The following is a 25,294-nucleotide window of genomic DNA, read 5'->3' on the forward strand; positions in this document are numbered from 1 at the left end:
GGCGATGCGCCGCGCACCTCGATCAGGTCGGTCCGCACATGTACGGCCTCGGTGATCGAGCCGACTATCCGGATCGGGGTGACCGGCCTGGCCGGGTTATGGACGCCGGGCCTGCGCCAGCAGCGCGTCGACGACCGTCGGACGGGCGATGCCCCCGGTGTCACGCGGCGGCGATGGTTGTGGTCGTGGGTGTGCGGTGTTTCCGGGTGGGGCCGTCGGCGGCCAGTAGTACTGGGGTGTCGAGTTCTTGCTCCAGCCAGGGCATGACGTCTTCGGGCATTTCGGTGAGTATCGGCTCTGCCATGCCCAGGAGGTCGGTGAGGCGTTGTTGGTGGTCGAGGTCCTGCCAACGGCCCGGTGCGAGGTGGTCGACGATGCCGTCGTGGATGGCGTATACCGTTGCCGCGTAACGGGTTCCCGGCGCATCCAGATGGGTGATGGCCAAGCCATCGATGCCGCCGGATACGGCGATGGCATAGCGCAGCAGGATCGGGTCGAAGTGACCTGAGCGGAACTCACCTTGGTAGCGGCCGGTGGTGTTGTGTGGTTCAGGGAGGTGGCGGGTGGGGTCCTCGGTGGGGAGTGGACCTGCGCCGTGGCGGGTCATGTAGGTGCGGGTGACTCCGAGAACATCACCGGTGGTACCGATTTCGGCCAACATGGCGTGTGCGTTGCGCGGCTCGACCGTGGACCAGGTGGTGTGCGGATGGAAACCGCGCCACTCGTCCAACAGCACACCTTGTGCCCCCTCGAAGACCAGGCGGCCGCGCCGGGCAAATCGGGCGAGCTGTTCGCCGCCGACTATTCGGACCGCTAACGCGAACTCGCTGTACATGTCGACCAGGTCGGCGATCGGCTCGTAGCGATGCTCGCTCGGCGCGATCAATGGGCCGTAATGTGCTGCGAGCGCTTGCAGTTTGACGCGAAGAACCTTGGGGTGCAGGCAATCCGACACCGTCGGCGCATCGTGTTCGAGCGCGTACCAGGCTGTTTCGCCGATTCCCCGGCCGCACGAACCATGCCGCGAAGAACCCCGCGCATCCTCGCGGGCACGATTGGCCGCAATGTGGATCGGGGTGGTGAGCAGCGCCCGCCCATCGATACGCAACAGCGACAACGGATCCGGCACGCCGAGCGCCGCCAGCTGCCGTGCCTCCCCCGCCAGCGCGATCGGTTCGACCAGCATGTGCCGCGACAGCAGCGTCGGCACGCCCGAGAATGTCCCCGACCCGAACTGCGCGAACGTGTGATGCCGCCCTTCGGCGATCACATTGTGCGCCGCCTGCGCACCCCCGTTGAACCGCACGACAGCCGCCACCCCGAGTCCGGCCTCCGCAGAGCACAACCAGTCGACCGTCGCCCCTTTCCCGGCATCCCCGAATCCGAGGTCGACCACGATGATGTGCGACCGAAACATGCTGCGCTCCTTCATAGTCGGGCCGGAATGGCGAGGCGATCCAGCTCACCCAGCGGTGTCACCGCACCGATCCATCGGCGAATGCCCGCCGGACACCTCACACGGCTACGCCGGATCTGCTCAATTACGACCACTGGGCAGCGCCCGAATACGGGGACCGGTGGCAGCCAGCGCCTTGCCGACCGCAGCGGCCTCGGCCGCCGATCCCACATCGCGCAGGTCCGCCAATCCGGAATCCACATCGACGCGCCCCTCCGCCAAACCGATTGTCAGCGCGATGAGTTCGCAGACCGCCGCCGGATCGTCGAGCTTCAGGAAGTGCTGACCGAGCAGTCCGCGCCAGTGGTCGGCGATCTCCGGGTCGTGGTAGTAGCTCGACTGATTCGGCAAGATGTAGTAGACGTGCCAGCGCTCGGCGAGTTCGCGGTAGATGGATTCCACCGAGATATCGCGCCGCACACCGTCTCCGATGACACTGCGGATGTGCCGTGACGCGAGCTTCGGCTTGTTCAGCTCGTCGCCGATCAGGAAAAGGTAGCCCTTCTTGTGCCGCTTCTCCCACGCGTCGGTCACGATGTGCGTCGCCATGAAATACCCGGCCAGCTCGTAACTTTCGGACTTCTGCCCGCCACCGCCGCCCTCCAGCAGGATGGCGCGCAGTTGGTCGTCCATCCGGTTGTCGGACTCGAACTGCCCGACCTGCAACGGCACCCGATCGCAGTCCGCGTCCCCGATCGCGCCGAACAAGATCTGCGGATCATCCGCATATCCCTTGCGCCGCAACAACCCGTGCAGTTTGCCGAGCTTGCTTTGCATGATCCGCGGCACCCGCCCCATCGATCCGGTGACGTCGAACAGCACCGCGATGGGCAGCGAATTGCCGTGCTCGGCCGAGTCTCGGCATTCCCGCGCGGCAACCCCCAGCGGATCAAGGGTCGGATGCGCCTGCCAGTCCGCATACGGCACACCCCGCATTTCGGCGGTATAGCCGAAGTCGTCGAGGCCCCGGCTGGCCCGGAAGGTCTTGGCCGCGCGGTAGGCGGTGTCGTCCCAATTTCCGTATCCCATGAGATCACTTCCTCTCGTGAATCGAGTTTTAGTATAAATGACTAAAACTACGCCGGTCAAGGAACGCCCTCCGCGAAACCCGTTCCCTGGCAGGATCGAATGGGTGGAGCTCCGACAGCACAATCCGACTCAAGGCATCTACGCCGCCACCGACGACTATGTGCACGCGATGGAGGTCCGGGGCGCCGAACGGCTGCTGTTCATCTCGGGGACGATGGGTCTCGACCCGGACGGGAAGCCGGGCGCGACCCTCACCGAACAACTCGACCTGATCTGGTCGAACCTGCGCGTCATCCTCGCCTCGGCCGATATGACCGTCGACAACATCGTCCGCCTCACCAGCTACCTGCGTGACGCCTCCGACGCCGAGGCGAACGCCGCGGCCCGCGTGGCGGCGCTGGGCGGACGCCAGATTCCGACCACCGCGATCGTCGTGCAGACCCTGCTCACCGAGTGGCTGGTCGAAATCGAGGTCGTCGCGGCGCGCTGAGACTTCAGCGGGCCGGGAATCCCACCCGAGCATCGAACGTTTGGTTCGAGTCGACACCATCCATTCGAGGGGATCCGCAATGTCGTCGACCGTGACCATCTACGGCGCTTACGGCCACACCGGCCGCTTCATCGTCACCGAACTGATTCGTCGCGGCTGGACACCGATTCTGTCCGGCCGCAACGAATCCCAGCTACGCCGCCTCGCGCGCGGCTACCCCGGTCTTGCGATTCGACCGGCGACCGTCGACGATCCCTACGCGCTCGATCGGGCCCTCGCAGGCAGCGTGGCGGTGATCAACGCGGCAGGTCCGTTCGGTGACACCACCCCCGCGCTCGTCGAAGCGGCGCTGCGGGCGGGCATCCACTACCTCGATGTCGCCGCCGAAGTAGAGGTCGTCGCGGGAACCGTTGCCGCATACCAGGATCGGGCCGCCGCCGCGGGCATCGTCATCGCCCCCGCATTGGCCTTCTACGGCGGTCTCGGCGATCTGCTCGCCACCGCCGCCATGGCCGACCTCGCTGCCGCGGACGAAATCCACCTCGCTTTCGCCCTGGACAGTTGGATCCCCACCGAGGGCACCCGTGCCTCCGGCCGCGCATCACGCGCCCGTCGCAACGGCAAGCGCCTCGTCTACACCGACGGCGAGCTCACCCTCCGCGACGACCCGGTCCCCGTCACGGACTGGACCTTCCCGGCCCCCTTCGGAAAACAAACCGTCGTAGGCGATTTCACCACCGCCGACAGCGTCACCATCCCCCGCCACCTGAAAACCGCTGCCCTGCATACATATATGACCGCGGCCCCGCTAGGCGACCTCGCCCTCCCCGACCGAACCCCGCAACCCACCGACGAATCCGGCCGCTCCGCCCAGCAATTTTTGGTCGAGGTCGTGATTCGATCAGGCGACACCCAACGCCGCGCTATCGCCGCCGGACGCGACATCTACGCGGTAAGCGCCCCGATCGCAGTAGAAGCCTTGTCGCACATCACCTCCGGAGCCCACACCGGCCTGCTCACCGCAGGCCAGATCGCCGCCCCCGGCAACCTACTGCGCGCCTTGCACCCCACCCATCTCGACCGACTGGAGATCAACTGTAACTAGCGAAACCGCGCTTCTGGACCTGCCCACCCCCGGGGCACACCCGCCACTTCGAGGCGCACACCCATCTGCGTGGCACACACCCATCGCACGAGGCGCACACCCCTATACGGGGTGTGCGCCTGACAAAACGGGTGTGCTCACCGGTGCTCGGCGAAAATCGGCGGCTCGGTCGGGTGGGTGCGGTTTAGGATCGCGGCCATGGAGGAGATTGCCAGGAAGCCGACTGTGCTCGCCGTTGAGGCCGCATTGCGCGCGGTCGGGGTGATGCCGCGGGTGCGGGTGCTGGCCGAGACCGCGCCGACCGCGGCCGCGGCGGCCGAACAACTCGGCTGCTCGGTGGCGGCCATTGCCAACAGCCTCATTTTCGATGCCGAGGGTTCGCCGCTGTTGGTGCTCACCAGCGGCGCTCATCGGGTGGACACCGGCAAGGTTGCCGCGCACCTGGGCATCGCCAAGCTTTCGCGCGCTAGCGCGGAATTCGTGCGCGAACATACCGGCCAAGCCATCGGCGGTGTGGCGCCACTCGGTCACCCGGCGCCGATTCGGACGTTGATCGATGAGACGCTGGCCGGGCAGGGCGAGATCTGGGCCGCGGCCGGACACCCACACACCGTGTTCCCCACCACCTTCGAGGAGTTGACGCAGGCCACCGGCGCGGAGGCGATCGCCGTCAACTGACGGCGCGACGAACACATGGCGCACGCCCGGCCTGCTCAGCCACCCGCGAATCTGCGACGCACCATGCGCGGCGCGTCCGCGCCGTAGACTGCGCCCATGGACCCGTTGACCCGGATCCGAGCGATCTGCCTGGCACTACCGGAGTGCAGCGAACGGCTCAGCCACGGCTGCCCCACCTTTTTCGTGCGCGCGAAGACTTCGTTCGTCAAATACATCGAATCGGGTTACGACGAACCGGGCCCGACCATCTGGTGCCCCGCCCCCGAGGGCGTGCAAGCCGAACTGGTGGACGCCGAACCCGCACGGTTCTTCATACCCCCGTATGTCGGGCACAGCGGCTGGATCGGCGTACGACTCGATGTCGACCCCGATTGGGCTGAGGTCGCCGAGATCATCCACGACGCCTACCGCAAGGTGGCACCGAAAAAGCTTGTCGCGGAACTCGACTGACCGACTGCCGCACACCCCCTGATCAACTGGCATACGCGAAAGATCAAGAGGTGTGCGGCACCGAGCGACCCACTATCGGACCAACGTTTCGGTCAGCCCGTCGGCGGTGAGTTCCAGCCGCCTCGTGACGCCGATGTCGTCGAGGAAACGCGGGTCGTGGCTCACCACGATCAACGCCCCCTCGAAACTGGCCAGCGCTTGCGCAAGATGCTCGAGGCTGGGCAGGTCGAGGTTGTTGGTCGGCTCGTCGAGCAGCAACAACTTCGGCGCCGGATCGGCGAGCAGCAGCATGGCCAGTGCGGCCCTGAGCCGTTCACCGCCGGACAGTGCCGAGGCCGCGATATCGGCATCCGTGCCTCGGAACAGGAAGCGGGCCAACTGGGCCCGGATCTGTTCCGGCGACGCGTGCGGCGCCGTCGACGCCACGTTCTCGAACACCGACCGTTGCTCATCGAAGATGTCGAGACGTTGCGGCAGCATCCGCCACGGCACCTGCGGGCGGGCAAGCGAGATCTGGTGCAGCAGTGTGGTTTTGCCGACCCCGTTGCGCCCCGTCATGGCGATCCGCTCCGGACCGCTGACCCGCAGCGAAACCGTTGGCCCGCACGCCAATTCCACCTCCTTCAGCTCGATCACGTCCTGCCCCGGATACAGCCGGGTATCGGGTAGATCCACCCGGATCTCCCGATCGTCACGCAACAGCTCCTGCGCCTGCTGGAGCTGATCCTTGGCCGTCTCCAGCTTGTCGATGTGCTGGTTGCGCAACTTGCCCGCCGACACCTGGGCCTGCCGTTTGCGTTCGGACATGATGATTTTCGGTTCCCGCTTGGTGTCCCACATCTTCTGCCCGTATCGCAGCCGGCGATCCAGCTTGATCCGCGTTTCGACGAGTTCGCGGGCCTGCCTGCGTACATCGCCGCGCGCGTCGCGGATCGCCGCCCGCGCGGCTTGCTGCTCGGCCTCGATGATCCGCTGGTACTCGCTGAAATTGCCGCCGAACAACCGTATTTCGCCTTGCCGCAACTCCGCGATGGTGTCCATCCGCTCCAGCAGCGCACGGTCGTGACTGACCGTCAGCACGGTGCCGGAGAATTGGGCGACCACGTCGTAGAGCCGGTCGCGGGCGATCTGATCCAGGTTGTTCGTCGGCTCGTCCAGCAGCAAGATCTCCGGTTCGGCCAGCAGTTCGGCGACCAGTCCCAGCAGCGTGGTTTCGCCGCCGGACAGGGTCTCCAGTCGGCGGTCCAGCTGTGCGGCCGAGTCGGCGAGGTAGTGCAGGCCGAGCCGCCCGAGCAGGGCGATCGCCCGTTCCTCGACATCCCAGTGGTTGCCAACGATGTCGAAGTCGGATTCGTCGCCGCCCCCGGATTCGATGCGGTGCAAGGCTTTCCGGATGTCCGCGATGCCAAGCACCGCGTCGACCCGCTGTCCTGCGGCAAGACCGAGGTCTTGGCGCAGGTAGCCGAGGTAACCGGGGACCGTGATCGAACCACGGGCTGGCGTGAGCTCACCGGCGATCAGCCGCAGCAGCGTGGACTTACCCGCACCGTTGCTGCCGACCAGGCCGACATGCCCGGGACCGAGGGTGCCGTCGAGCCCGTCGAACACGGGTGTGCCGTCCGGCCAGGCGAAGGTGAGATCGGAAAATGACAGATTGGTCATGGTGACTCCAGAGGTCGCTACGGATACGCGGCGCGCGACTGCGGACCGCCCGAGTGGCTACCTCATGAGAGCAACGGCATGACTCCGATCAACGACAATAAGACCCGTCAAGGTTAACCACATTCGCGCCGCGCGTGCCAGTGATATTTGGATCACACCCGCTCACAGCCAAGTTGGCGACCTATCCAGCCCCGATCACGCCCGCGATCTCGGCCGTCAGCGGATAGGGCCGCTCGGCCGGAAGCGCACGAGCCGCCGCGTCGAGCTTCCCGTCGGCCACCAGCCGGCCGATGCGTTGCGCCTCCTCGGTGACGTCCCGAATTCCGGTGATCCACCTGTCCACGTACAGCCCCACCGCCGGACCGCCGAGCCCGACCTGCAGCGACCGATGCGGCAGCGGTCGATGATGCAGGTCGCGCTCCGGATCCCATTGAATGCGAACGGGACTCGCGCGCAACCGGTCCATCCACACCCGCCGATCCGCATACATCTCCGGCATGTAGTGACTCATGCAGGACTGCCACAGCGCCCACTCGAACCCGCTCCGGGTGATCGACACGGCGAGCACCCGCTCCTGCCCCGGCTTACGCGCCCACCCGCACCGATACATCATCCACAGGAACGAAGGCTTGATCCAGGTCATCCGGGTACGGCTGAACGGACTCACGAACGTCCCCGCGGCAAGCGCCGCGTCGGCAATCGCCGTCGAATACGCTTGATAGACAACGACGGTCTCCGCGTCGTAGTCAGCTCTGACCTGCCGCATCGGCGGCGCAACACTCACGCGCCGATCCTCGCAGCCCGGCCCCGGAAGTTCATCCGCATTCGCGCTAGCCGGACGAGGCTCCGGTAACCGCCACGCCATGGCTCGGCGCAGCCGAACTACAGGTCGACAACCACCCGGTCCGGCTCCTGCTCACGAACACCGCCCGGCAGGATGACGGCGGCAGCCACCGCGCCGATCGCCAAGAGTGCCGCGGCCAGCAGCAGGGCGGTGCCGTAGCCGTCGACCAGGGTGGGACGGTCGGTGGCCGAGCCGATAATGCTGGTGGCGACGGTGACCAGGACGGCGAGGCCGAGGGTTCCGCCGAGTTGCCTGCCGCTGTTGAGGATTCCGGAGGCGAGGCCGGTCTGGTCGGCGGGGACGCCGGTGATCGCGGCCATCCCCATGGCAACCATGCACGCGCCGATGCCGATGCTGGCGACGAGTGACGGGCCGAGGATGCCGGTGAGGAAGGTGGCGCCGGTGTCCTGCACGCCGAACCAGGCCAGGCCCGCCGCACCGCACAGACCACCGATCAACAGGACCGGCCGCGGACCGACAGCCGAAACCCGAGACATCGCGATGCGGACGCCGACCACCACGCCGACGCAGAACGGCAGGAACGCGAGCCCGGTGGCGATCGCACTGTAGCCGAGGACTCGTTGCGCGAACAGCGAGACGAAATAGAAGCTGGCGAACTGGCCGGAGGCGAGCAGGAAGCCGAAGACGGTCGCGCCGATCAGCGCGCGTCGACGCAGAAACGTCAACGGCACCAACGGATCCGAGGTCCGCGACTCGACGAGAACGAAGGCCGCCAGTGCACCGATCCCCACCGTGAACCAGCCGAGCACGGCGGTGGACAGCCACGCATGATGCTCGGTCGAGATCACCGCGAGCACCAGTGCGGTCGCGCCGACGGTCACCAGCACCGCGCCCGGTACGTCCGGCCTGCTGCGCCGCACCGGCCCGGTATTGGCGACGCCACGGACCACGATCCCCGCGACGAGCACGACCAGCACCACGTTCACCCACATCACCGAGCGCCAGCCGAACTGCTCGGTGAGCACCCCGCTCAACACCACGCCGACCGCCCCGCCCGCGGCCCCCGCCGCACCCTGCACGGCCATCGCCTTCGCCCGCGACGGGCCGGGCGGGAACTCCGACGCGACAAGGGCGAGCGACATCGGCGCCAGCACCGCGGCCGCGACGCCCTGGATCGCGCGGGCGCTCAGCAACTCCCACCCCGTGTGCGCCGCACCGCCCCACCCGCTGGCCGCCGCGAACACCGCAAGGCTGACCAGCAGCAGGGTCCGACGGCCCATCAGATCGGCGAGGCGTCCGCCGAGCAACATCAGCCCGGCGAAGGTCAGCAGGTACGCGTTGATCACCCAGCTCAGTCCCGACTCACTGAAGTCCAGCTCGGCATCGATCGCGGGCAATGCCACATTGACGATCGAAAGATCCAGTGAGACAAGGAACATCACGAAGAAGACGACGGCGAGCGTCCACCCCGCCCTGGCATCGGCCCGAGCGACCACGGCAACCTCCAGAATAAAATAACGCGTGTGTTTATTATGGTAGGCACAGCCCCTCCTCGATGTCGAGAGGTTCGATCCGGAGAATGGAGTACGTGACAGGCAGTGCGACGACCGGCAGACGACGCGGCCGCCCGATCCGGGCGAGTCGCGAGGACATCATCGCCGCCACCACCCGGATGCTCACCGACGGCGGGGCCGCCGCCTTCAGCATGCGCAAGCTGGCCGACGAACTCGGCGTCAGCACCGCCGCCGTCTACCACCACTTCCCCACCAAGGCGGCACTGTTCGTCGCGGTGCTCAGCGCCCGCGCCGAGCAACTCGACCGCCCCGAGCTACCCGGCGACCCGCGTGACCGCCTCGTCGCAGTGACGCTGCACCTGATCGATGTGCTGCACCGCCACCCATGGGTGGTGGAACTTCTGGTCGGCGGCGAATCCTTCGGCCGCTCCGCCATGTGGATCCTCGACGAATTCGTCGACGCCGCAACCGAACTCGGCGCAACAGACGAGTACGCCGGATATATGTACAACGCCGTCTGGCGCTACACCCTCGGCGAGCTCATGATGCGCCGCGCCGAAGACGAACGCCGCGCGTCCGCCGACCGCGGCGCACCACGATCACGCTGGACCGATCAGATTGCCCCCGACGATCTCGCCGAGTTCCCCGCCGCGGCACGGATGTTGCCGCAGTGGGCCGACATTCGCGCGGACTACCGAACGCGCACCGCAGTGCAGCACATCATCGATGGCCTGATCCGCGGCATCCCCGGCTGAGCCAGGTCATCCCGGTTCGGCGAAGCGAAGACCTCGCGCGGCAAGTTCTTCCTCGAGAATCCGGATCGCCTTGGGGCCGATGCCGTGAATGCGCAACAGCTCCTTGGCGGTCACACTCGTCAGTTGGTCGTACCGGGTGTACCCGTTCGAGACCAGCTCGCGGTTGGCCACCTTGCCCATTCGGCTCGGAAACTCCGACGTCGTTGCTTGTTCTGTAGACAATTCTGATCCTCCCGGCGCACCCGTCCCAGCCGTACGGTACCCGCCCTACTCGTCGATGTCGCCAGCTCCGACGGCGTGCGAACCTGCGCGAATCTGGCCGAGAAGCGTTGCGTACGCATCCTCGAGTCCCGTGTCGAAGCCGGTCGACAAGTCGACGTACGGCAGCCCGGCCGCGGCACAGGTATCCCGAAGCGCGGCACTCTGTTCCCTGATCCACGACGCGACCTGCCGGTAGGTCGCGTCGTCCTCGCCGTCGAGCCAGTGCGGCGCGGTGCGCAGCAACTCGGGGGTCATCCCGGTATTGCCGACGAAGACCGCGGCTACCGGCAGGCCAAGCGCCGCAGCGGAACCGACCACCGCGGGCGTGACGACGTCACCTTCGACCGCATAGCAGTCAGGCGGATCGGACTCGTGATCGAGACCGTCGGCGATCGCCTCGAGAAACGCGAGCAGGAATGGTCGCGCCGATTCGGCCTTGTCCGGATGCATTCCGTGGCGTACGCCGTGTTCGGGAGCGGCCTGTCCGAGCATCGAGACCAGAGCGTCGGTCGGGCATCCGGGAATTCCGTCCCGCTCGAGCAGCATCCAGGCCAGCGTGCTCTTGCCCACCCGTGGTGGGCCGCCGATCAACAGGAGCATCACGTCAGCGTAGCCGGGCGGGCTACCCGCGCAGCCTCAGACCTTGACGATCGAGGTCAGCGGGTAATCGCCTTGCCGCTCCCGGCCGTTCAGGAAGGTCAGCTCCAGAACCACTGCGGCGGCGACGATTTCAGCGCCAGCCTGGGCGAAGAGCTGGGCCGCGGCGGATAGGGTGCCGCCGGTGGCGAGGACGTCGTCCAGCAGCAGGATGCGCCGGCCATCGAGTTGCACACCGTCGGCGGGGATTTCGAGGGCGGCCGTGCCGTATTCGAGGTTGTACTCGCGGTTGAACACCGGCGGCGGCAGCTTGCCCGCCTTGCGGACCGCGATGACGCCGGTGCCGAGGCTGGCGGCCACGCCTGCGCCGAGCAGGAAGCCGCGCGCATCGACTCCGGCGACGAGGTCGGCGTCGGGGGCGCAGGCGGCAAGGCAGTCGATGACCGCGCGGAAGCCCTCGGCGTCGGCGAACACGGGCGTGAGGTCGGCGAAACGGACTCCGGGAGTGGGGAAGTCGTCCCGCCAGCGGGTCAACCGTTCGACCGCGTCGACGGCCCTGCTGGTCCGATCGGCGGCTAGCTCGTCGGACTCGATCGCCGCATGCTTACTCATCGACACTCCTCATACTCACAACACCCACACCTGTCACCGCTTCAACACCCAGCGGTCCATGTTCCACCCGGACCCCGCCTGGTTGGCGGCGGCTATCCCGTTCTGCAGACCACCGCCGAACGCGATGGTGCGCGGGGTGGCGAACAGCGGAATGCTCGGCAGCTCCGCCCACAGCAGGTTTTCGGCGTCGGTGAGCAGATTCAGCTGTGTGGTCGAGTTGTCGTCGGCCGCAAGCTGATCGGTGATCGCATCGTAGCGGCCGTTACCGAATCGCCCGAAATTGATCCCGCTACCGGTGCGCAACGCACTGGTCGCGGCGACCCCGGTCAGCGAACCGGACGGACCAGGCGCGCCCGCGGTGCCCCCCAGGATGGCGTCGACTTTTCCCTCGGTGAGCTGGGACGGCGTGAAATCGACCGCCCCGGCGTCGACCACCGTGATGCCCGCCGGTTTACAGGCCTCGGTGATCATCGCCACGGTCTGCGCGCGCCGCTCGTCGGGACGCAGATATCCGATGCGAATGGTCGGGTTGTTCGCCTTCGAGGCGGCAACGGCCTGCGTCGCGCCGGGCACGTCGCCGCCGCCGAACTTGCCCGCTGCCCCGGTGGCCGACGGGTAGAACAGCGAATCCTGTTGCACGATGTGTGCGTTGAGCGGTCCCGCGCCGAGCCCGGTCTTCGGCGCGTCCTTCACCTTGCCGAGCTTGTCGAACAGCGCCTGCCGCGGCACGCACAGCGCGAGGGCCCGGCGTAAGTCGACCGAACCCAGCACTCCCCCGGTCGCGAGTATCAGCTGTTCGGCGCCACGGCTTGGCACGTTCTGGACTTTGAAGCCGTCCAGGTTCAGGTCTTTCACCGATCCGGCGCCGATGTCGATCACGCCCATGGCGCTGTCGCCGACCTTGTCGGTCAGATCGATATTTTTCGGCCACACCAGGATTCGGCCGGTGGCCGGCTTGTTGCCCCACCAGCGCTCGTTGGAGACCAGCACCAAACCGTCCTTCGCACTGAAGGATTCGATGCGATACGGCCCGGACGACGGGAATCGGGTCAGGTCGAGATTGCCGGTGCCGAAATTCCAGCCGGTGTTCCAGAACTCGGCGACCCGCCCGAGCGCGTTCGGATCACCGGATTGCAAGGCCGACACCACATTCGGCACGTTCGCCACCCGCGCCGCCACGTGCGCGGGCATCAGCTCGCCCGCGGTGAACAGGTTGCGCCATGCCGAATAATGCCGATCCGGGCGGAAAACCACGGTGGCGTCGCGGGAACCGGCCTGACAGTCCACCCGTTCGATGTCGGCATAGCCGGTGGTGCTCGCCGCGTCGAACAGCGGAACAGGGCCGCGCTCACCGGGTTTGGTGAACCGCCCGCTACGCGCGGCCCAGGCGAGCACCAGGTCGTCGCAGGAGGTCGGCACACCGTCGGAGTACACGCCGTCGGGGTTGAGCCGGTACTGGATGGTCTGCGCCTCGCCGGGCACTTCCTTGGCGGTGCCGAAGTCGGTGTCGGCGACCTGCTGGCCCTCCGGTCCGGTGTAGAAGAACCCGGTGATCACCCGGCCGAACACCGCGGTCGTTCCGGTGCTCGCGCCGAGGGTGCTACCGCCGTTGTAGCTGGCGATGGTGGCGTCGACGGCATAACCGATGGACGGCACCTGGTTTTTGCTCGAGCACCCGGCCGCCAGTCCGGCGGCCAAGGTGCCCGCGGCCAGCACCGCGATCAGACGTACCGCTCGGCTGCGTGGCTTTCGCATGAAACCCCTTGCCTGTGTCAGTGCCGCCGCTTCTGCCGTTTCCCGCTCGGGCGCGCGCCCGGCCGGGGCGCCTCCCCCGGTACCCGCGGCCTGCGCGGCTCGTCGCCGAGTCCACGGCCGGTGGCGGCGCTCGCCCGGCGCTCCGCCTCGTAGGCCGCACGCGCACTCGACGCCCCGGCTCGCCGGGCCTTGACCCGGTCGGTGTGCTTGGCGACCGGACCCCACCGCTCCTTGATCGACACCAGCAGCGGCGTCGCGAAGAAGATCGAGGAGAAGCTACCGACCATCAGACCGACCAGCTGCACCAGGGCGAGGTCCTTGAGCGTGCCGACCCCGAGCATCCAGACGGCGACCACCATCAGGCCGACGATCGGCAGGATGCCGATGAGGGCGGTGTTGATCGAGCGCATCAGCGTCTGGTTCACCGCGAGATTGGCCTGCTCGCCGTAGGTTCGGCGGCTCAAATGCAGGATGCCCCTAGTGTTTTCCTCGACCTTGTCGAAGACGACGACCGAGTCGTACAGCGAGAAGCCGAGAATCGTCAGGATGCCGATCACGGTCGCCGGGCTGACCTCGAAGCCGACCAGCGAGTACACACCCGCGGTGACGGTGACGTCGAAGACCAGGGCGGCCAACGCGGCGATCGCCATGTGCGGTTCGAATCGAACGGCGATGTAGATGGCTACCAGCACCAGGAACACGGCCAGCGCGATGAGCGCCTTGCGGGTGATCTGCTCACCCCAGGTCTCGCTGACGTCCGAGGCGCTGATCGCGGCGCGACTCGGGGTGCCGTCCTTGTCCTTTGGCTGGAACTCGGTGAACAGCGCGTCGTTCAGCGCGTCCACCTGCTCCTTGTTCAGCGCCTCGGAACGGATCAGGATGGTGGCGTTCCCGCCGGTGCCGACGGTCTGCACCGAGACCGGGTCGGTGCCGATGGCGGAGCGGTAGACATCCTCGACCTGGCTAGTGCTCGCCGACCCGGCCGGGAACTGGACTCGCGAGCCGCCTTCGAAGTCGATACCGAAGTTGAAGCCGCGGAAGACGATGCTGCCCAACGAGATCAGGATGATCGCGGCACTGATCAAGTACCACATCCGCCGCCTGCCGATGACGTCGATGGCACCGGTGCCGGTGTAGAGGCGGTTGAAGAAGCCGTGCGTCGGCTGCTCATGCATCGTGGCGTAGACGTCGGTGGTCTCGGCCGAGCTCTTGCTGAGCGACGGGCTCGTGTGGTTCGTCATCTCGTCTTCACGCCTTCCCGAGTGCCGACTGCGGCCTCGGCCGCCTTCCGCTCGCGTGCGATCTGCTGGATCGCGCCGAGCCCGTTCACCGACGGTTTGGCCCACCAACTCGTCCGGGAGGCGAGCAACACCAGCGGCGAGGTCACCAGGAACACCACGATGACGTCGAGGATCGTGGTGAGCCCCAGCGTGAACGCGAAACCACGCACCTGTCCGACCGCGAGGACGTAAAGCACCGCGGCGGCGATGAAGCTGACCGCGTTGCCGGACAGAATGGTCCGGCGGGCCCGCTGCCAGCCGCGCGGGGCGGCGGAACGGAAGCTACGGCCTTCGCGCATCTCGTCCTTGATGCGTTCGAAGAACACCACGAACGAGTCGGCGGTCATACCGATACCGATGATCAGACCGGCGATACCGGCCAGGTCCAGAGTGAACCCGATCCATCGGCCGAGCAGCACCATGATGCCGTACACCGCGAAACCCGAAGCCACCAGCGACAATCCGGTGACCAACCCGAGCATTCGGTAATAGGCGAGGCAGTAGAGCAACACCACGGCCAAGCCGATCGCACCCGCGAGCAGACCCGCCTTCAGCGAGGAAAGTCCCAGCGTCGCGGAGACGGTCTCGGCCTCGGAGGTCTGGAACGACAGCGGCAGCGAACCGTACTTCAGCGTGTTCGCCAGTTCCTTCGCCGAGGCGGCGGTGAAGTTACCGGAGATCTGGGTGCGGCCGCCCTGCTGCGGTCCCTGCTGCACCACCGGTGCGCTGACCACCTTGGTGTCGAGCACGAAAGCGACGCGCTTGTTGACGTATTCGCCGGTGAGCTTGGCCCACTCGTCGCTACCCGCGGACTTGAACTCGAGGTAGACCTCGTGCCGCGCCTGCTGGGTGTTCATGCCCGAGGTCGCGCTCTTGATCTCCTGGCCGTCGATGCGGCTCTTGTCGAGCAGGAGGATCTCCTGGCCGTCGGTGGAGCAGGTGACCAGCGGCAGTTTCGGGTCGTCGTTGCCTTGCAACGGATCCTGCTTGGTGCAATCCAGCGCGGCCATCGCGGCCTGCTGAACGGTCGGATCGGTGCTCTGCCGCTGCGCCTTGGCGTCCTGGATCTCCTTCTGCGCCAATTGCTGCGGCGAGAGGTTCGGATCCGTGGGCGGCTGGGTCGGCGCCTGGGCCGGGAACACCCGCTGCTGCGGGGCGGGCTCCGGCTGGGGAGCCGGTTCGCCGCCTGAAGCGGGATCGCCCACCGAAGGCGGTACCTCCCCTGGTGCGGGTGCGGGTGGTGCGGGCGCCTCACCCGGCACGGGCGGCACACCGCCCGGTGCGGGCGGCGGTGTCGTGCCGCGCTGCGCCGCGGGCACGGCGTTGAGCACCGGCCGGATGTACAGCCTGGCGGTGGTCGCCAACGCACGCGCCTGCTGCCCGTCGTCACCGGGCACCGTGATCACCAGGTTGTCGCCATCGATGACGACCTCGGACCCGGCGACACCGAGACCGTTGACCCGGTTCTCGATGATGTCCTGCGCCTTCTTCAGGCTGTCCTGATTCGGCTTGCCGCCGTCCGGCGTTCGGGCGGTCAGCGTGACCCGGGTACCACCCTGGAGGTCGATGCCGAGCCGTGGGGTCGAGGATTTGTCACCGGTGAAGAACACCAGCGCATAGATCACGGCCAGCAGCGCGGCGTAGACGCCGAGCAGCCGGAGCGGATGCGCCGATCCCTGGGAAGGTGGCACAGTACGTCATCTCCTAGGCGGGAAGTCGAGAGTGGAACAGGCAAGCACACACCAGCGACGCCGAGTGCGGGCAGTAGTGGCCGGGCGCGACGGGTGTCCGCCGGTCGGATGACCGCGGCAGCACCCGGCGCGCCGGCGCACCGAGCGGATGATCAGTCCTTGGTCAGCCGGGTTTCGGTCTGCTCGGCGGATTCCTCGACGGCGTCGGCCGCGTGCGCGCCGTCCGTGCCGGAATCGGCCTCGTCCGCGACGACCTCGGTCTCGACGCGCACCTCACGGATGGCGGCGCGCAGCCAGGTGGTGACGACCTCCTCGGCGATCTCCAGATCGACCGTGGTGTCGTCGAGATCGACGACGGTGCCGTACAGCCCCGACGTGGTGATGACCTGGTCGCCGGCTTTGAGGTTGTCCTGCATCTCCGTGACCTTGGCGGCTTCCCGCTTCTGACGGCGGACACCGAGGAACATCGGCACGAGCAGGGCTACCAGCAGCAGCGGAAACAGAAGTTCCATCGTCGAAGTCAGTCCCTAGTTTTAGTGGTGGGATGGATAAGTACCCACACAGTCTGCCAGTTCGTGTCGCCGCCGCCACACCGGCACACCCGCTGGGGAGCCGCGACGTTCGCGCCGGCTATATCGCACGGCGGATCGGCGGCGCGCGGCGGAGTCCGAATAGCCCGGTCGGTTTGCCGGAAAATCTTCCGGCACGAAACCCGTCCGTAACGAATTCCGTTGGCCTACAGTAGAAATCGCAGGGAATTCATCAGCGCAGGACGTCCCGACGGCGTGGCCGGGGAGCCTGATCTACGCACGAACTCACCGATCACCGAGCCGTGTCCGGGGACCTCCTGTGCCTTCACAAAGGGGACGATGATGGCCCAAGAAGCCAGAATCGACGTCAAAACGCAACTACAGAAAGCCGCAGGGGATCTGTCCGCGCCCGAACTGTACGACCTGGCGCGGATCGCCGAATCCGGCCCATGGTTCGGCATACCGGCCATCCGATCGGCCGAGACCGCACGACCGCCGGACTTCGAGTGGCCGCTCGTGTCCGAATACGCCTACCTGGGCAAATACGGCAAGGGCACGGCAGCCGTGCATCTGGCCAACGGGCACGACCGCGTGGTCAACCCGATGATCTTCGCCGACGGCTTCAACTACGGGCCCAGCGACCTCGACGCGCTGTGGCAGTGGTTCAACCAGCCCTACTCCGAGGCGGGCGAGCGCCTGTTCGATCAGCTGCTCGCGGCGGGCATCGACATCGTATTGCTCGGCTTCGACGCCAGGCACGACTACATCCAGGTCAACGCGGGGGTGGCGCGGGCGTGCATCGGGAAGGTCATCGCCGAACGGCAGGGCACCGCGCCGCTGATCACCGGCGGCGTCAGCATGGGCGGCCAGATCACCCGCTACGCCCTTGCCGCGATGGAGCAGGCCGAAGAGGACCATCAGACCGAGACCTATCTGTCCTGGGACTCACCGCACAACGGGGCATGGATCCCGCTGATCCTGCAGCAGATGGCCTACTTCTTCGAATTCTTCGAAGCCCTCACGCCGGGCAAACCGAGCAAGGCCAGCCTGATCCGCAGTCCAGCGGCCCAGCAGCTGCTGTGGGCCTGGGTGGAGGATGCGCGCTATTCGGGTCCGGTCGCCACCGCCTCGCCGCTGCGCGCGCAATACGTCCAGGAACTGGCCGATCTCGGCGGCTTCCCGCAGCGCCCGGTGCTGCTCGGCGTATCTAACGGTCGCGGCGACGGACAGGGGCCCACGCTGCCCGCCGGTGAGATCGCCTTCGACAAGAAGTTCCTCGGCGGCCTGGTCGGCAGCGCCACCGCGCGCTACCAACCGGACTTCGGTGAACAGCGGCCGGTCGGCGGCATGCACCTCGGGCTGACCATGCGCAGCTCGACGACCACCGCCATCGCACCGTTCGACGGCGCACCCGGCGGCATGCTGGATTCGTTCGGCCAAGTGGCCACCACGCTCGGGATCGATATGGAGGAGGCGAAGCGCTGGAGTTGTTTCGTCCCGTCGGTCAGCGCCATCGCGCTGGACTTCGATCCGATCGCCTGGAATGTCGATCTCGGCAAGGATCTGCGTGAGGTGACGGCCGAACACACCGCACTCACCGAATTCTGTTGCAACGCAACCAATACTGAGCACTCGGCGGTGACACCCACGCTCGCCGAATGGGTGCTGCGCAAGATTGCCAAGTAGCAGCGGCGGGCCCCGCCGGAACACATCCGGCGGGGCCCGCGTGCTCGACCGGGATCAGGCGGTCTTTCCGTAGACGTAGTCGTCGAGCGGGAAACTGACCGCCTCACGGTGGGCGTTGAGGGTGCTGGTCGGGCGGAGCAGCGCGGCTTCGCCGTGCGGGTTGAAGTAGTAGCTGCGCGCGGTGGAGCAGTCGCCGCCGTAGAACACCGAGGAGCTGAGCTTGTCGGTGACGCGGTCGAGGAAGCCCGCGTTGGCCGCCTCGGTCACCTCGAAGGTCTGCTCGCCGCGGCGGAACAGCTCACCGAAGAGCCGTCCCATGTGCTTCATCTGCGCCTCGATGGTGGTGAAATACGAAAGGCCGCTGTACGAATACGGGCTGTTGAGGCTGAGGAAGTTCGGGAACTTCGGCACGGTGATGCCCTCATACGCCTGGAAACGGTTGTCCCGCCAGAACTTTCCGAGGTTGACGCCGTCCCGGCCGATGATCTCGATGGCCGGGAAGTTCACGTCCCACAGGTTGAAGCCGGTGGCCAGGATCAGCGTGTCGATCTCGGTCTTGTGCCCGTCGGCGGTGACGATGCCGTCGGCCTCGATGTGATCGATCGAGGTGGTCTCCAGGCGCACGTGCGGCTGGTTGAAGGTACGGAAGTAGGTGTTGGAGAAGGTCGGGCGCTTGCAGCCGAAGTCGTAGTGCGGGGTGAGCTGTTTACGAGTTTCCTTGTCCCGCACCGAAGCACGCAGATGCGCCTTGGCCAGCACACCCGCGGCCTTGTTCAGCGGCTTGGCCTGCTTGTAGTGCAGCACGCCGACCACCATGAGCGCCTCGAGCAGGCTGGTGTTGAACAGCCGAGCGGCCTTCTGGGTGGCGGGCACCCGGTGGAACAGCTTCTGTACCGGAGCGGGGATGGCGGTGTCGATCTTGGGCACCACCCAGATGGGGGTGCGCTGGAAGACGGTGAGCGCCTTCGCCTTCTTGGCCACCTCGGGCACCAGCTGCACGGCCGTCGCGCCGGTGCCGATGATCGCCGCCTTGCGGCCGGTGAGGTCGAAATCGTCTTCCCACGCGGTGGTGTGGATGATCTTGCCCGCGAACGAGTCGATGCCGGGGAACGGCGGAGTGTATGGCTGGGACAGGAAGCCTGTCGCGGTGAGCAGGTAACGGCCCGTAAGGGTTTCACCGCCCGCGACCGAGACCACCCAGTGCTCGTGCTCCTCGTCCCACCGGGCGCCGTCGACCACCGTGCCGAAGCGCATGCGCCTGCGCAGACCGTACTTGTCGGCGATGTGCCCCGCGTACTTCTTCAGCTCCGCACCCGGCGCGAACAGCCGCGTCCAGAAGGGGTTCGGCTCGAACGAGTACGAGTAGGTGACCGAGGCGATGTCGACCGCGAGGCCCGGGTAATGGTTGACGTGCCAGGTGCCACCTAGGTCGTCCTCGCGTTCGAGGATGACGTAGTTGCTCAGGCCGAGTCGATCGAGCTCGATGCCCGCCCCCATGCCACCGAATCCCGCACCGACAACGACCGCGTCGTACTGAGGCGCCACTCCGAACCTCCAGGTATGTGAACCGTTTCTCACGGAATGACACATCATTCCGTTTGTGACGACTGTATCATCGTGAACGTGACGAAGCCATTGACGCGAGCCCAGCGACGTAAAGCCGAGCTGCGCCAGGAAATCATCGACACCGCCTTCGTCTGTTTTTCGGAGAAGGGCTATCACGCCACCGGAATCGCCGATATCGCCGGTCACCTCGGCATCGGGCACGGCACCTTCTACCGCTACTTCAGCAATAAGCGCGACATCATCGATCATGTGATCGACGACCTGTCGGCCAAGATCATCGACAGTCTCGGCACGGAGAACGCCCCCGACGCCGCCACCACGCTCGACGAATACCGCGCGCAAACCGACCGGATCGGCCAGGCACTCACGCACATCCTGATGGACGATCGCAGGGTCGCGCAGCTGCTGCTGGTGCACGCCCCCGGCATCGACGACGAACTGACCGCGCGACTATACGGCCTGCTCGACATGGCCGACGCGCTGACCGCGGGCTACCTCGACCACGGCGTCGAACTCGGTTATCTGCGTGCGGATCTGGACACCGTCAACACCGCGCGGGCGGTGACCGGCATGCTGCTCGCCGGCATCGTGCACGGCCTGCGCGACACCGACGAGGGCGCCATCCAAGGCCTCAACGAGGCCATCCGGCGGCTGCTGATCGACGGCGTTCGCAAGGATTGAGCAAATCGGCAAGCCCCCTGACGCGTCTCGCGGAGTTAAAGTGATGCACTGCTCGATGTGTCCGCTCCGATGTGTTCGCCAGGGGGCCGCTCGTGGTCGCAAGAGACCAGGGAGTACGAAAAATGCACATTCCCGCGGACCGGCGCACCGGCCCTGACAGAATGTCGCCCGTGACCCCCGAGGATGTGAGCCGAATCAGTTTTGCGACACCGCCATTCGGGCAGCGCGGTTATCACGCGGACGAGGTGGACGCGTTCCTCGATCTGGTCGCCGCGACCATGGCCGGACGGGGCTCCCTCGCCGCCGACGATCTGCGGCACGTCACCTTCGACGCGCCGCGGCCCGGCGGGCGTGGTTATCGTGCGGACCAGGTCGACGAATACCTGGATCAGGTGCGCGTCGAGCTAGAGATCCGGCAGCGCGGGGTGCGGCCCGCACCGGCGGGCAACGGGCACGCGATGCTCACGCCCGACGATGTGCGGCGGATGCGGTTCACCCAGTCGCCGGTGGGCCGACGTGGGTACCACGAGGAAGAGGTCGACGCGTTCCTCGATTTGGTCGCCGCGACCCTCGCGCACGGCGGACCGGGCAGCCTGACCGTGGCGGATGTGCGGGCGGTGCGGTTCACCGAGGCACGGCTGGGAACACGCGGATACCAGCGGGACGAGGTAGACGCATTCCTCGACCTCGTCGTCACCGCATTGCAGCATGCCGAGCACCAACACCACCGCTGGACGCTGCACCGCGACGGCACCGAATAGCGCTGCGCCGGACTGGGTTGCTAGGTCACTCGAATAGGTCGAGGGTGGGTTGGGGGTTGCGGCCGCGGACTTCGATGGAGCCGAAGACGAGGTCGGGTGGGGGTACCAGGCCGAGGTGTTCCCAGGCGGCGGCGGTGGCGACGCGGCCGCGGGGGGTGCGAGCTACCATGCCCGCGCGGACGAGGAAGGGCTCGCATACCTCCTCGACGGTGGCAGCTTCCTCCCCTACCGCCACGGCGAGGGTGGAGACGCCGACCGGGCCACCACCGAAACTGCGGACCAGCGCGGCGAGTACGGCGCGGTCGAGGCGATCGAGGCCGAGCACGTCGACGTCGTACACCTCGAGCGCCGCCCGCGCGATGGGCAGGTTGATCACGCCGTCGGCGCGGACCTCGGCGTAGTCGCGGACGCGGCGGAGCAGCCGGTTCGCGATGCGCGGCGTGCCACGGGACCGACCGGCGATTTCGGCGGCGGCCTCGCGATCGATGTGCACGCCGAGGATCTGCGCCGATCGCTGCAGGATGAGCAGCAGTTCGGCGGGGTCGTAGAAGTCCATGTGCCCGGTGAAGCCGAAGCGGTCCCGGAGCGGGCCGGTCAGCGCGCCGGACCGGGTGGTCGCGCCGACCAGCGTGAACGGGGCGATGTCCAGCGGAATCGAGGTCGCGCCCGGGCCTTTGCCGACGACCACGTCGACGCGAAAGTCCTCCATCGCGAGGTAGAGCATTTCCTCGGCCGGGCGGGCGATCCGGTGGATCTCGTCGATGAACAGCACGTCGCCGTCGACCAGGTTGCTGAGCATGGCCGCGAGGTCGCCAGCCCGTTCCAGCGCGGGGCCGGAAGTGATGCGCAGCGCGGTGCCGAGTTCGCCGGCGATGATCATCGCCATGCTGGTCTTGCCGAGGCCGGGCGGGCCGGACAGCAGCACGTGATCCGGTGTGCCACCGCGTTGTTTGGCGCCGCGCAGCACCAGCGCCAACTGCTCGCGGACGCGGGGCTGGCCGATGAAATCGTCGAGCGATTTCGGGCGCAGGCTGGCCTCGATCTCGCCGTCGGACTTCAAATAGCTCGGGGTGACCTGGGATTCGGGTGACTCGTCGGTTTCGTCGTAATCCATGCCGTACTACCGATTCTTGCCGAGCAGGTTGAGCGAGGCGCGCAACGCGGCGGAGGTGTCGGCGGCTGGCTGTTCGGCGAGGACGGAGTCGATGGCCTGCTCGGCCTGTTTGGCGGGGAAGCCGAGACCGGTGAGCGCTTCGACCACCTGCTCGCGCACCGGGGTGATGACCGGGGTCGGCGTGCCGGGCGGACCGGATTGCACCGGAACGAGATTCACCTTGTCGCGCAGCTCGACCACCATGCGTTCGGCGCCACGCTTGCCGATGCCGGGCACCCTGGTCAGGGCGGCGACGTTGCTTTCGGCGAGTGCCTTGCGCAGTGCCTCGGGTTCGAGCACCGCGAGCACCGCCATGGCCAGGCGCGGGCCGACACCGGACACCGTTTGCAGCAGGCCGAACAGATCGCGGGCCTCGGTGTCGGCGAAGCCGTACAGCGTCATCGAGTCCTCGCGGACGATCATCGCCGTGTACAGCCGGGTTTCCGCGCCGCGGGTCAGCGTGGACAGCGTCGCGGGAGTGACGTTGAGCCGGTAGCCGATGCCGGCCGCCTCGATCACCGTGTGGTCGAGCGCGATCTCCAGCACCTCACCGCGTACCGACGCGATCACCTCTGTACCGCCTTCCGTTGTTCGGCAAGCCGTTCCGCGTACTTGCGCTGTGCCTCGGCCGCTTGGGCTTCGGCCTTGGCCATCCGCTCCATCAGCGGCGCCCGCCAACAATGGCAGATGGCCAACGCGAGCGCATCCGCCGCGTCGGCGGGTTTCGGCGCGACCTGTAGGCCGAGTATCCGGGTGACCATGGCCGTGACCTGCGCCTTGTCCGCGGTGCCGTTGCCGGTGACCGCGGCCTTCACCTCACTCGGCGTGTGGAACATGACCGGGATACCGCGGCGGGCGGCCGCGAGCGCGATCACGCCGCCCGCCTGCGCGGTGCCCATCGCGGTACGCACATTGTGCTGGGCGAAGACGCGTTCGATGGCGACGGCCCCTGGTTTGTGGGTGTCCATCCAGTATTCGGCGGCATCGGAGACCTGTAATAGTCGCTGCGCCAAGTCCATATCGGCGGGGGTGCGGATCACGTCGACGTCGATCGCGGTCACCTTCCGGCCCAGCCCGCCCTCGACGATGCTGAGGCCGCACCGGGTGAGCCCGGGGTCGACGCCCATCACCCGCACGAAGTCCCCTCTCGCAGACACGAACAACTGTTCGAGAGTCTAGCGGAGGCAGGGTCTTTCGCGGTCCAGCGACACGGGGTGGACCGCCGTCGCTCCGGGCCCGCGAACGCGCGGTTCACCCCAGGCCGGTTAGGACGCTCCTGGGAAGCCGAGCAGTTCCGGTTTACTGGCGCGCGCTGCCCACTCGCGCGCCGGATCGAGGACCAAGCGTCTCGCGCGCAGGTCCATCAAACCGCTGACGTTGATCACCGTGGCGGCTACCTCGCCGTCCGCGCGAGTCAAGACCTGTTCGACGCGATACGTCTTGCCCGTCCCCCACAGCCACTGGCAGGACACGTCCACCGAATCTCCACCGCGCAGTTCCCGATGGAACTTGATCGTCGTCTCGAGATTGACCGGACCGAAACCATCCGCGATCAATTCGTCGACCGAGATGCCTGCCGCTTGGACGCACGCGAATCGCGAATGGTCGGCGTATTGGTGATACGCCGCGCCGGTGACATGCAACTGCGGATCGAGATCGGAAACGCGGACTTCGAGGCGAGTACTGAACGACACGGCCCCGACTATGCCAGCGCCTACCGACAAGTTCGTTGATAGGTCGACTCGACATATGTCTGGGCCGACAGTAGCCTCGTCCGCATGAGGCGTTTGGTCGATCTCGCGATCCTCGGATTCCTGTCCGAGGAGCCGCTGCACGGCTACGAGCTGCGCGTACGGATCGCTCGTTTGTCGGGGCACGTGGACACGATCAGTCATGGCACGCTCTATCCCGCCATCAAGCGCATGGAGACGGCCGGGTTGCTGACCAGGACGTCGCAGCCCGGCGCCGCGGCCGCCCCGCGACACGTACTCGCCCTCACCGACGCGGGCAGAGCCGAACTGCGGGAGTGGCTTCGCGATCCGCCTGCCCCGTTCATCACCGACGAGAACCGCTGGTTCGCCTTGCTCGCGTTTCTGCGATATCTGCCCGACCGCGCGGCGCAGGCCGCGGTGCTGCGCAGGCGGCTGACCTTTCTCGAGCAACCGAGCAGCTTCTTCTACGACGGTGATCGCCCGCTCGCCGCCGAAGACATCGATGATCCGTTCCGGCGCGGTGTCCTGCGCATCGCCCGCGCCACCTCGAAAGCCGAAATGACCTGGCTCACCGAAACTCTCGATGAGCTCACCGCACCAGGAAACCGATCGGAGTAGCACTGTGCATCCCATGACCGACACCGAATGGCGACGTTTCGCGCTGGCCGGCACCCGCACCGGCAAGCTGGCCACCCATCGGGTGGACGGCCGCCCACACGTGACGCCGATCTGGTTCCTGCTCGACGAGAGCGAGGGCGAACAGCCACGGATCGTCTTCACCACGTGGCACGACTCGCTGAAATACCGGGCGCTACGCCGTGATCCGCGGTTCTCACTCTGCATCGATGATCAAGAACCGCCGTACAGCTACGTCATGCTGGAGTGCGTCGCCGACTTCACCGACGACCCAGATCTACTGCGCGACTGGGCAACTCGCATCGGCGGCCGATACATGGGCGCCGACCGAGCGGAAAGCTACGGCAAACGCAACTCCACCCCCGGCGAATACCTGGTCCGCGCCCCCATCCACCGAGCAATCACCGCCCGCGACATAGCCGCCTGACC

The 25,294-nt window shown here is 67.0% G+C and carries 27 protein-coding genes; 10 read left to right on the plus strand and 17 right to left on the minus strand.

Translation table 11 applies throughout. From position 1 onward, the window contains the following. Positions 1–160: 160 nt before the first annotated feature. The gene (locus KV110_RS27910; protein WP_218470213.1) at positions 161–1,417 is read right to left on the minus strand and encodes an adenylosuccinate synthetase; all 1,257 of its coding nucleotides are present in this window, start codon (positions 1,415–1,417) and stop codon (positions 161–163) included. 120 nt (positions 1,418–1,537) lie between these two features. After that, positions 1,538–2,485 carry a hypothetical protein gene (locus KV110_RS27915; protein WP_218470214.1) on the minus strand — a complete coding sequence of 316 codons (948 nt, stop codon included), beginning with the start codon at positions 2,483–2,485 and terminating at the stop codon, positions 1,538–1,540. Between the two features lie 103 nt (positions 2,486–2,588). Between KV110_RS27915 and KV110_RS27920 the strand changes: the two genes are divergently transcribed. The 4 genes from KV110_RS27920 to KV110_RS27935 all read left to right on the plus strand — a co-directional run bounded on the left by KV110_RS27920 (position 2,589) and on the right by KV110_RS27935 (position 5,208). Next, positions 2,589–2,975: a RidA family protein gene (locus tag KV110_RS27920; RefSeq protein WP_218470215.1), complete on the plus strand. Its 387-nt coding sequence runs from the start codon at positions 2,589–2,591 to the stop codon at positions 2,973–2,975. 79 nt (positions 2,976–3,054) lie between these two features. Beyond that, on the plus strand, positions 3,055–4,080 hold the full coding sequence (locus tag KV110_RS27925; RefSeq protein WP_218470216.1) for a saccharopine dehydrogenase NADP-binding domain-containing protein: 1,026 nt from the start codon (positions 3,055–3,057) through the stop codon (positions 4,078–4,080). Between the two features lie 198 nt (positions 4,081–4,278). Beyond that, positions 4,279–4,758 carry a YbaK/EbsC family protein gene (locus tag KV110_RS27930; protein ID WP_218470217.1) on the plus strand — a complete coding sequence of 160 codons (480 nt, stop codon included), beginning with the start codon at positions 4,279–4,281 and terminating at the stop codon, positions 4,756–4,758. A 96-nt stretch (positions 4,759–4,854) separates the two neighbouring features. After that, a complete protein-coding gene (locus KV110_RS27935; protein ID WP_218470218.1) occupies positions 4,855–5,208 on the plus strand; it encodes an MmcQ/YjbR family DNA-binding protein in 354 nt (117 codons plus the stop codon). Between the two features lie 72 nt (positions 5,209–5,280). Here the strand turns inward: KV110_RS27935 and KV110_RS27940 are convergent, their stop codons facing one another. From KV110_RS27940 to KV110_RS27950, 3 genes are all read right to left on the minus strand, one after another. Beyond that, complete coding sequence (locus KV110_RS27940) at positions 5,281–6,870, minus strand: ABC-F family ATP-binding cassette domain-containing protein (protein WP_218470219.1); 1,590 nt, start codon at positions 6,868–6,870, stop codon at positions 5,281–5,283. A 181-nt stretch (positions 6,871–7,051) separates the two neighbouring features. Continuing rightward, a complete protein-coding gene (locus KV110_RS27945; RefSeq protein ID WP_246634028.1) occupies positions 7,052–7,654 on the minus strand; it encodes a DUF4291 domain-containing protein in 603 nt (200 codons plus the stop codon). Positions 7,655–7,752: 98 nt separating this feature from the next. Beyond that, on the minus strand, positions 7,753–9,171 hold the full coding sequence (locus KV110_RS27950) for an MFS transporter (RefSeq protein WP_246634029.1): 1,419 nt from the start codon (positions 9,169–9,171) through the stop codon (positions 7,753–7,755). An 83-nt stretch (positions 9,172–9,254) separates the two neighbouring features. On the opposite strand from KV110_RS27950, the gene KV110_RS27955 reads away from it, so the two are divergent. Beyond that, positions 9,255–9,944, plus strand: coding sequence for a TetR/AcrR family transcriptional regulator (locus KV110_RS27955; RefSeq protein WP_218470221.1), 690 nt, complete (start codon positions 9,255–9,257; stop codon positions 9,942–9,944). Positions 9,945–9,950: 6 nt separating this feature from the next. Here KV110_RS27955 and KV110_RS27960 read toward each other — a convergent pair whose 3' ends face one another. From KV110_RS27960 to yajC, 7 genes are all read right to left on the minus strand, one after another. Continuing rightward, complete coding sequence (locus KV110_RS27960; RefSeq protein ID WP_478357243.1) at positions 9,951–10,124, minus strand: helix-hairpin-helix domain-containing protein; 174 nt, start codon at positions 10,122–10,124, stop codon at positions 9,951–9,953. An 87-nt stretch (positions 10,125–10,211) separates the two neighbouring features. Then, positions 10,212–10,805, minus strand: a complete 594-nt coding sequence (locus KV110_RS27965; RefSeq protein WP_218470223.1) for a hypothetical protein — start codon at positions 10,803–10,805, stop codon at positions 10,212–10,214. Between the two features lie 36 nt (positions 10,806–10,841). After that, positions 10,842–11,414: an adenine phosphoribosyltransferase gene (locus tag KV110_RS27970; RefSeq protein WP_218470224.1), complete on the minus strand. Its 573-nt coding sequence runs from the start codon at positions 11,412–11,414 to the stop codon at positions 10,842–10,844. 33 nt (positions 11,415–11,447) lie between these two features. Next, positions 11,448–13,169 carry an ABC transporter substrate-binding protein gene (locus KV110_RS27975; protein ID WP_218470225.1) on the minus strand — a complete coding sequence of 574 codons (1,722 nt, stop codon included), beginning with the start codon at positions 13,167–13,169 and terminating at the stop codon, positions 11,448–11,450. Positions 13,170–13,186: 17 nt separating this feature from the next. Then, complete coding sequence (gene secF, locus KV110_RS27980; protein ID WP_246634787.1) at positions 13,187–14,344, minus strand: protein translocase subunit SecF; 1,158 nt, start codon at positions 14,342–14,344, stop codon at positions 13,187–13,189. Between the two features lie 62 nt (positions 14,345–14,406). Next, complete coding sequence (gene secD / locus KV110_RS27985; RefSeq protein ID WP_218470227.1) at positions 14,407–16,140, minus strand: protein translocase subunit SecD; 1,734 nt, start codon at positions 16,138–16,140, stop codon at positions 14,407–14,409. A gap of 152 nt (positions 16,141–16,292) precedes the next feature. Next, positions 16,293–16,652: a preprotein translocase subunit YajC gene (gene yajC, locus KV110_RS27990; RefSeq protein WP_218470228.1), complete on the minus strand. Its 360-nt coding sequence runs from the start codon at positions 16,650–16,652 to the stop codon at positions 16,293–16,295. Positions 16,653–17,009: 357 nt separating this feature from the next. Between yajC and KV110_RS27995 the strand changes: the two genes are divergently transcribed. After that, positions 17,010–18,356, plus strand: coding sequence for a hypothetical protein (locus KV110_RS27995; protein ID WP_218470229.1), 1,347 nt, complete (start codon positions 17,010–17,012; stop codon positions 18,354–18,356). Positions 18,357–18,410: 54 nt separating this feature from the next. On the opposite strand, the gene KV110_RS28000 is transcribed toward KV110_RS27995, so the two are convergent. Beyond that, the gene (locus KV110_RS28000; RefSeq protein WP_218470230.1) at positions 18,411–19,901 is read right to left on the minus strand and encodes a flavin-containing monooxygenase; all 1,491 of its coding nucleotides are present in this window, start codon (positions 19,899–19,901) and stop codon (positions 18,411–18,413) included. 36 nt (positions 19,902–19,937) lie between these two features. On the opposite strand from KV110_RS28000, the gene KV110_RS28005 reads away from it, so the two are divergent. Together KV110_RS28005 and KV110_RS41875 are read left to right on the plus strand one after the other, a co-directional pair. Further along, complete coding sequence (locus tag KV110_RS28005; RefSeq protein ID WP_218470231.1) at positions 19,938–20,603, plus strand: TetR/AcrR family transcriptional regulator; 666 nt, start codon at positions 19,938–19,940, stop codon at positions 20,601–20,603. 161 nt (positions 20,604–20,764) lie between these two features. Further along, complete coding sequence (locus tag KV110_RS41875; protein ID WP_218478975.1) at positions 20,765–21,364, plus strand: DivIVA domain-containing protein; 600 nt, start codon at positions 20,765–20,767, stop codon at positions 21,362–21,364. 25 nt (positions 21,365–21,389) lie between these two features. Here KV110_RS41875 and ruvB read toward each other — a convergent pair whose 3' ends face one another. From ruvB to KV110_RS28030, 4 genes are all read right to left on the minus strand, one after another. Then, the gene (gene ruvB, locus KV110_RS28015; RefSeq protein WP_218470232.1) at positions 21,390–22,478 is read right to left on the minus strand and encodes a Holliday junction branch migration DNA helicase RuvB; all 1,089 of its coding nucleotides are present in this window, start codon (positions 22,476–22,478) and stop codon (positions 21,390–21,392) included. A gap of 6 nt (positions 22,479–22,484) precedes the next feature. Continuing rightward, a complete protein-coding gene (gene ruvA, locus KV110_RS28020) occupies positions 22,485–23,087 on the minus strand; it encodes a Holliday junction branch migration protein RuvA (protein WP_218470233.1) in 603 nt (200 codons plus the stop codon). Then, positions 23,084–23,653, minus strand: coding sequence for a crossover junction endodeoxyribonuclease RuvC (ruvC, locus tag KV110_RS28025; RefSeq protein WP_218478977.1), 570 nt, complete (start codon positions 23,651–23,653; stop codon positions 23,084–23,086). Before ruvC ends, ruvA begins: the two co-directional genes overlap by 4 nt. A 129-nt stretch (positions 23,654–23,782) precedes the next feature. Next, positions 23,783–24,211: an acyl-CoA thioesterase gene (locus KV110_RS28030; protein ID WP_218470234.1), complete on the minus strand. Its 429-nt coding sequence runs from the start codon at positions 24,209–24,211 to the stop codon at positions 23,783–23,785. 84 nt (positions 24,212–24,295) lie between these two features. Here KV110_RS28030 and KV110_RS28035 point away from each other — a divergent pair, with 84 nt between their 5' ends. Beyond that, entirely contained in the window at positions 24,296–24,847 is a 552-nt protein-coding gene (locus KV110_RS28035; protein ID WP_246634030.1) for a PadR family transcriptional regulator, read from the plus strand. A gap of 13 nt (positions 24,848–24,860) precedes the next feature. After that, complete coding sequence (locus KV110_RS28040; RefSeq protein ID WP_393540084.1) at positions 24,861–25,292, plus strand: PPOX class F420-dependent oxidoreductase; 432 nt, start codon at positions 24,861–24,863, stop codon at positions 25,290–25,292. Positions 25,293–25,294 lie beyond the last annotated feature (2 nt).

Origin of the sequence: Nocardia iowensis, from assembly GCF_019222765.1 — a bacterium.
In the GTDB taxonomy this organism is placed as follows: domain Bacteria; phylum Actinomycetota; class Actinomycetes; order Mycobacteriales; family Mycobacteriaceae; genus Nocardia; species Nocardia iowensis.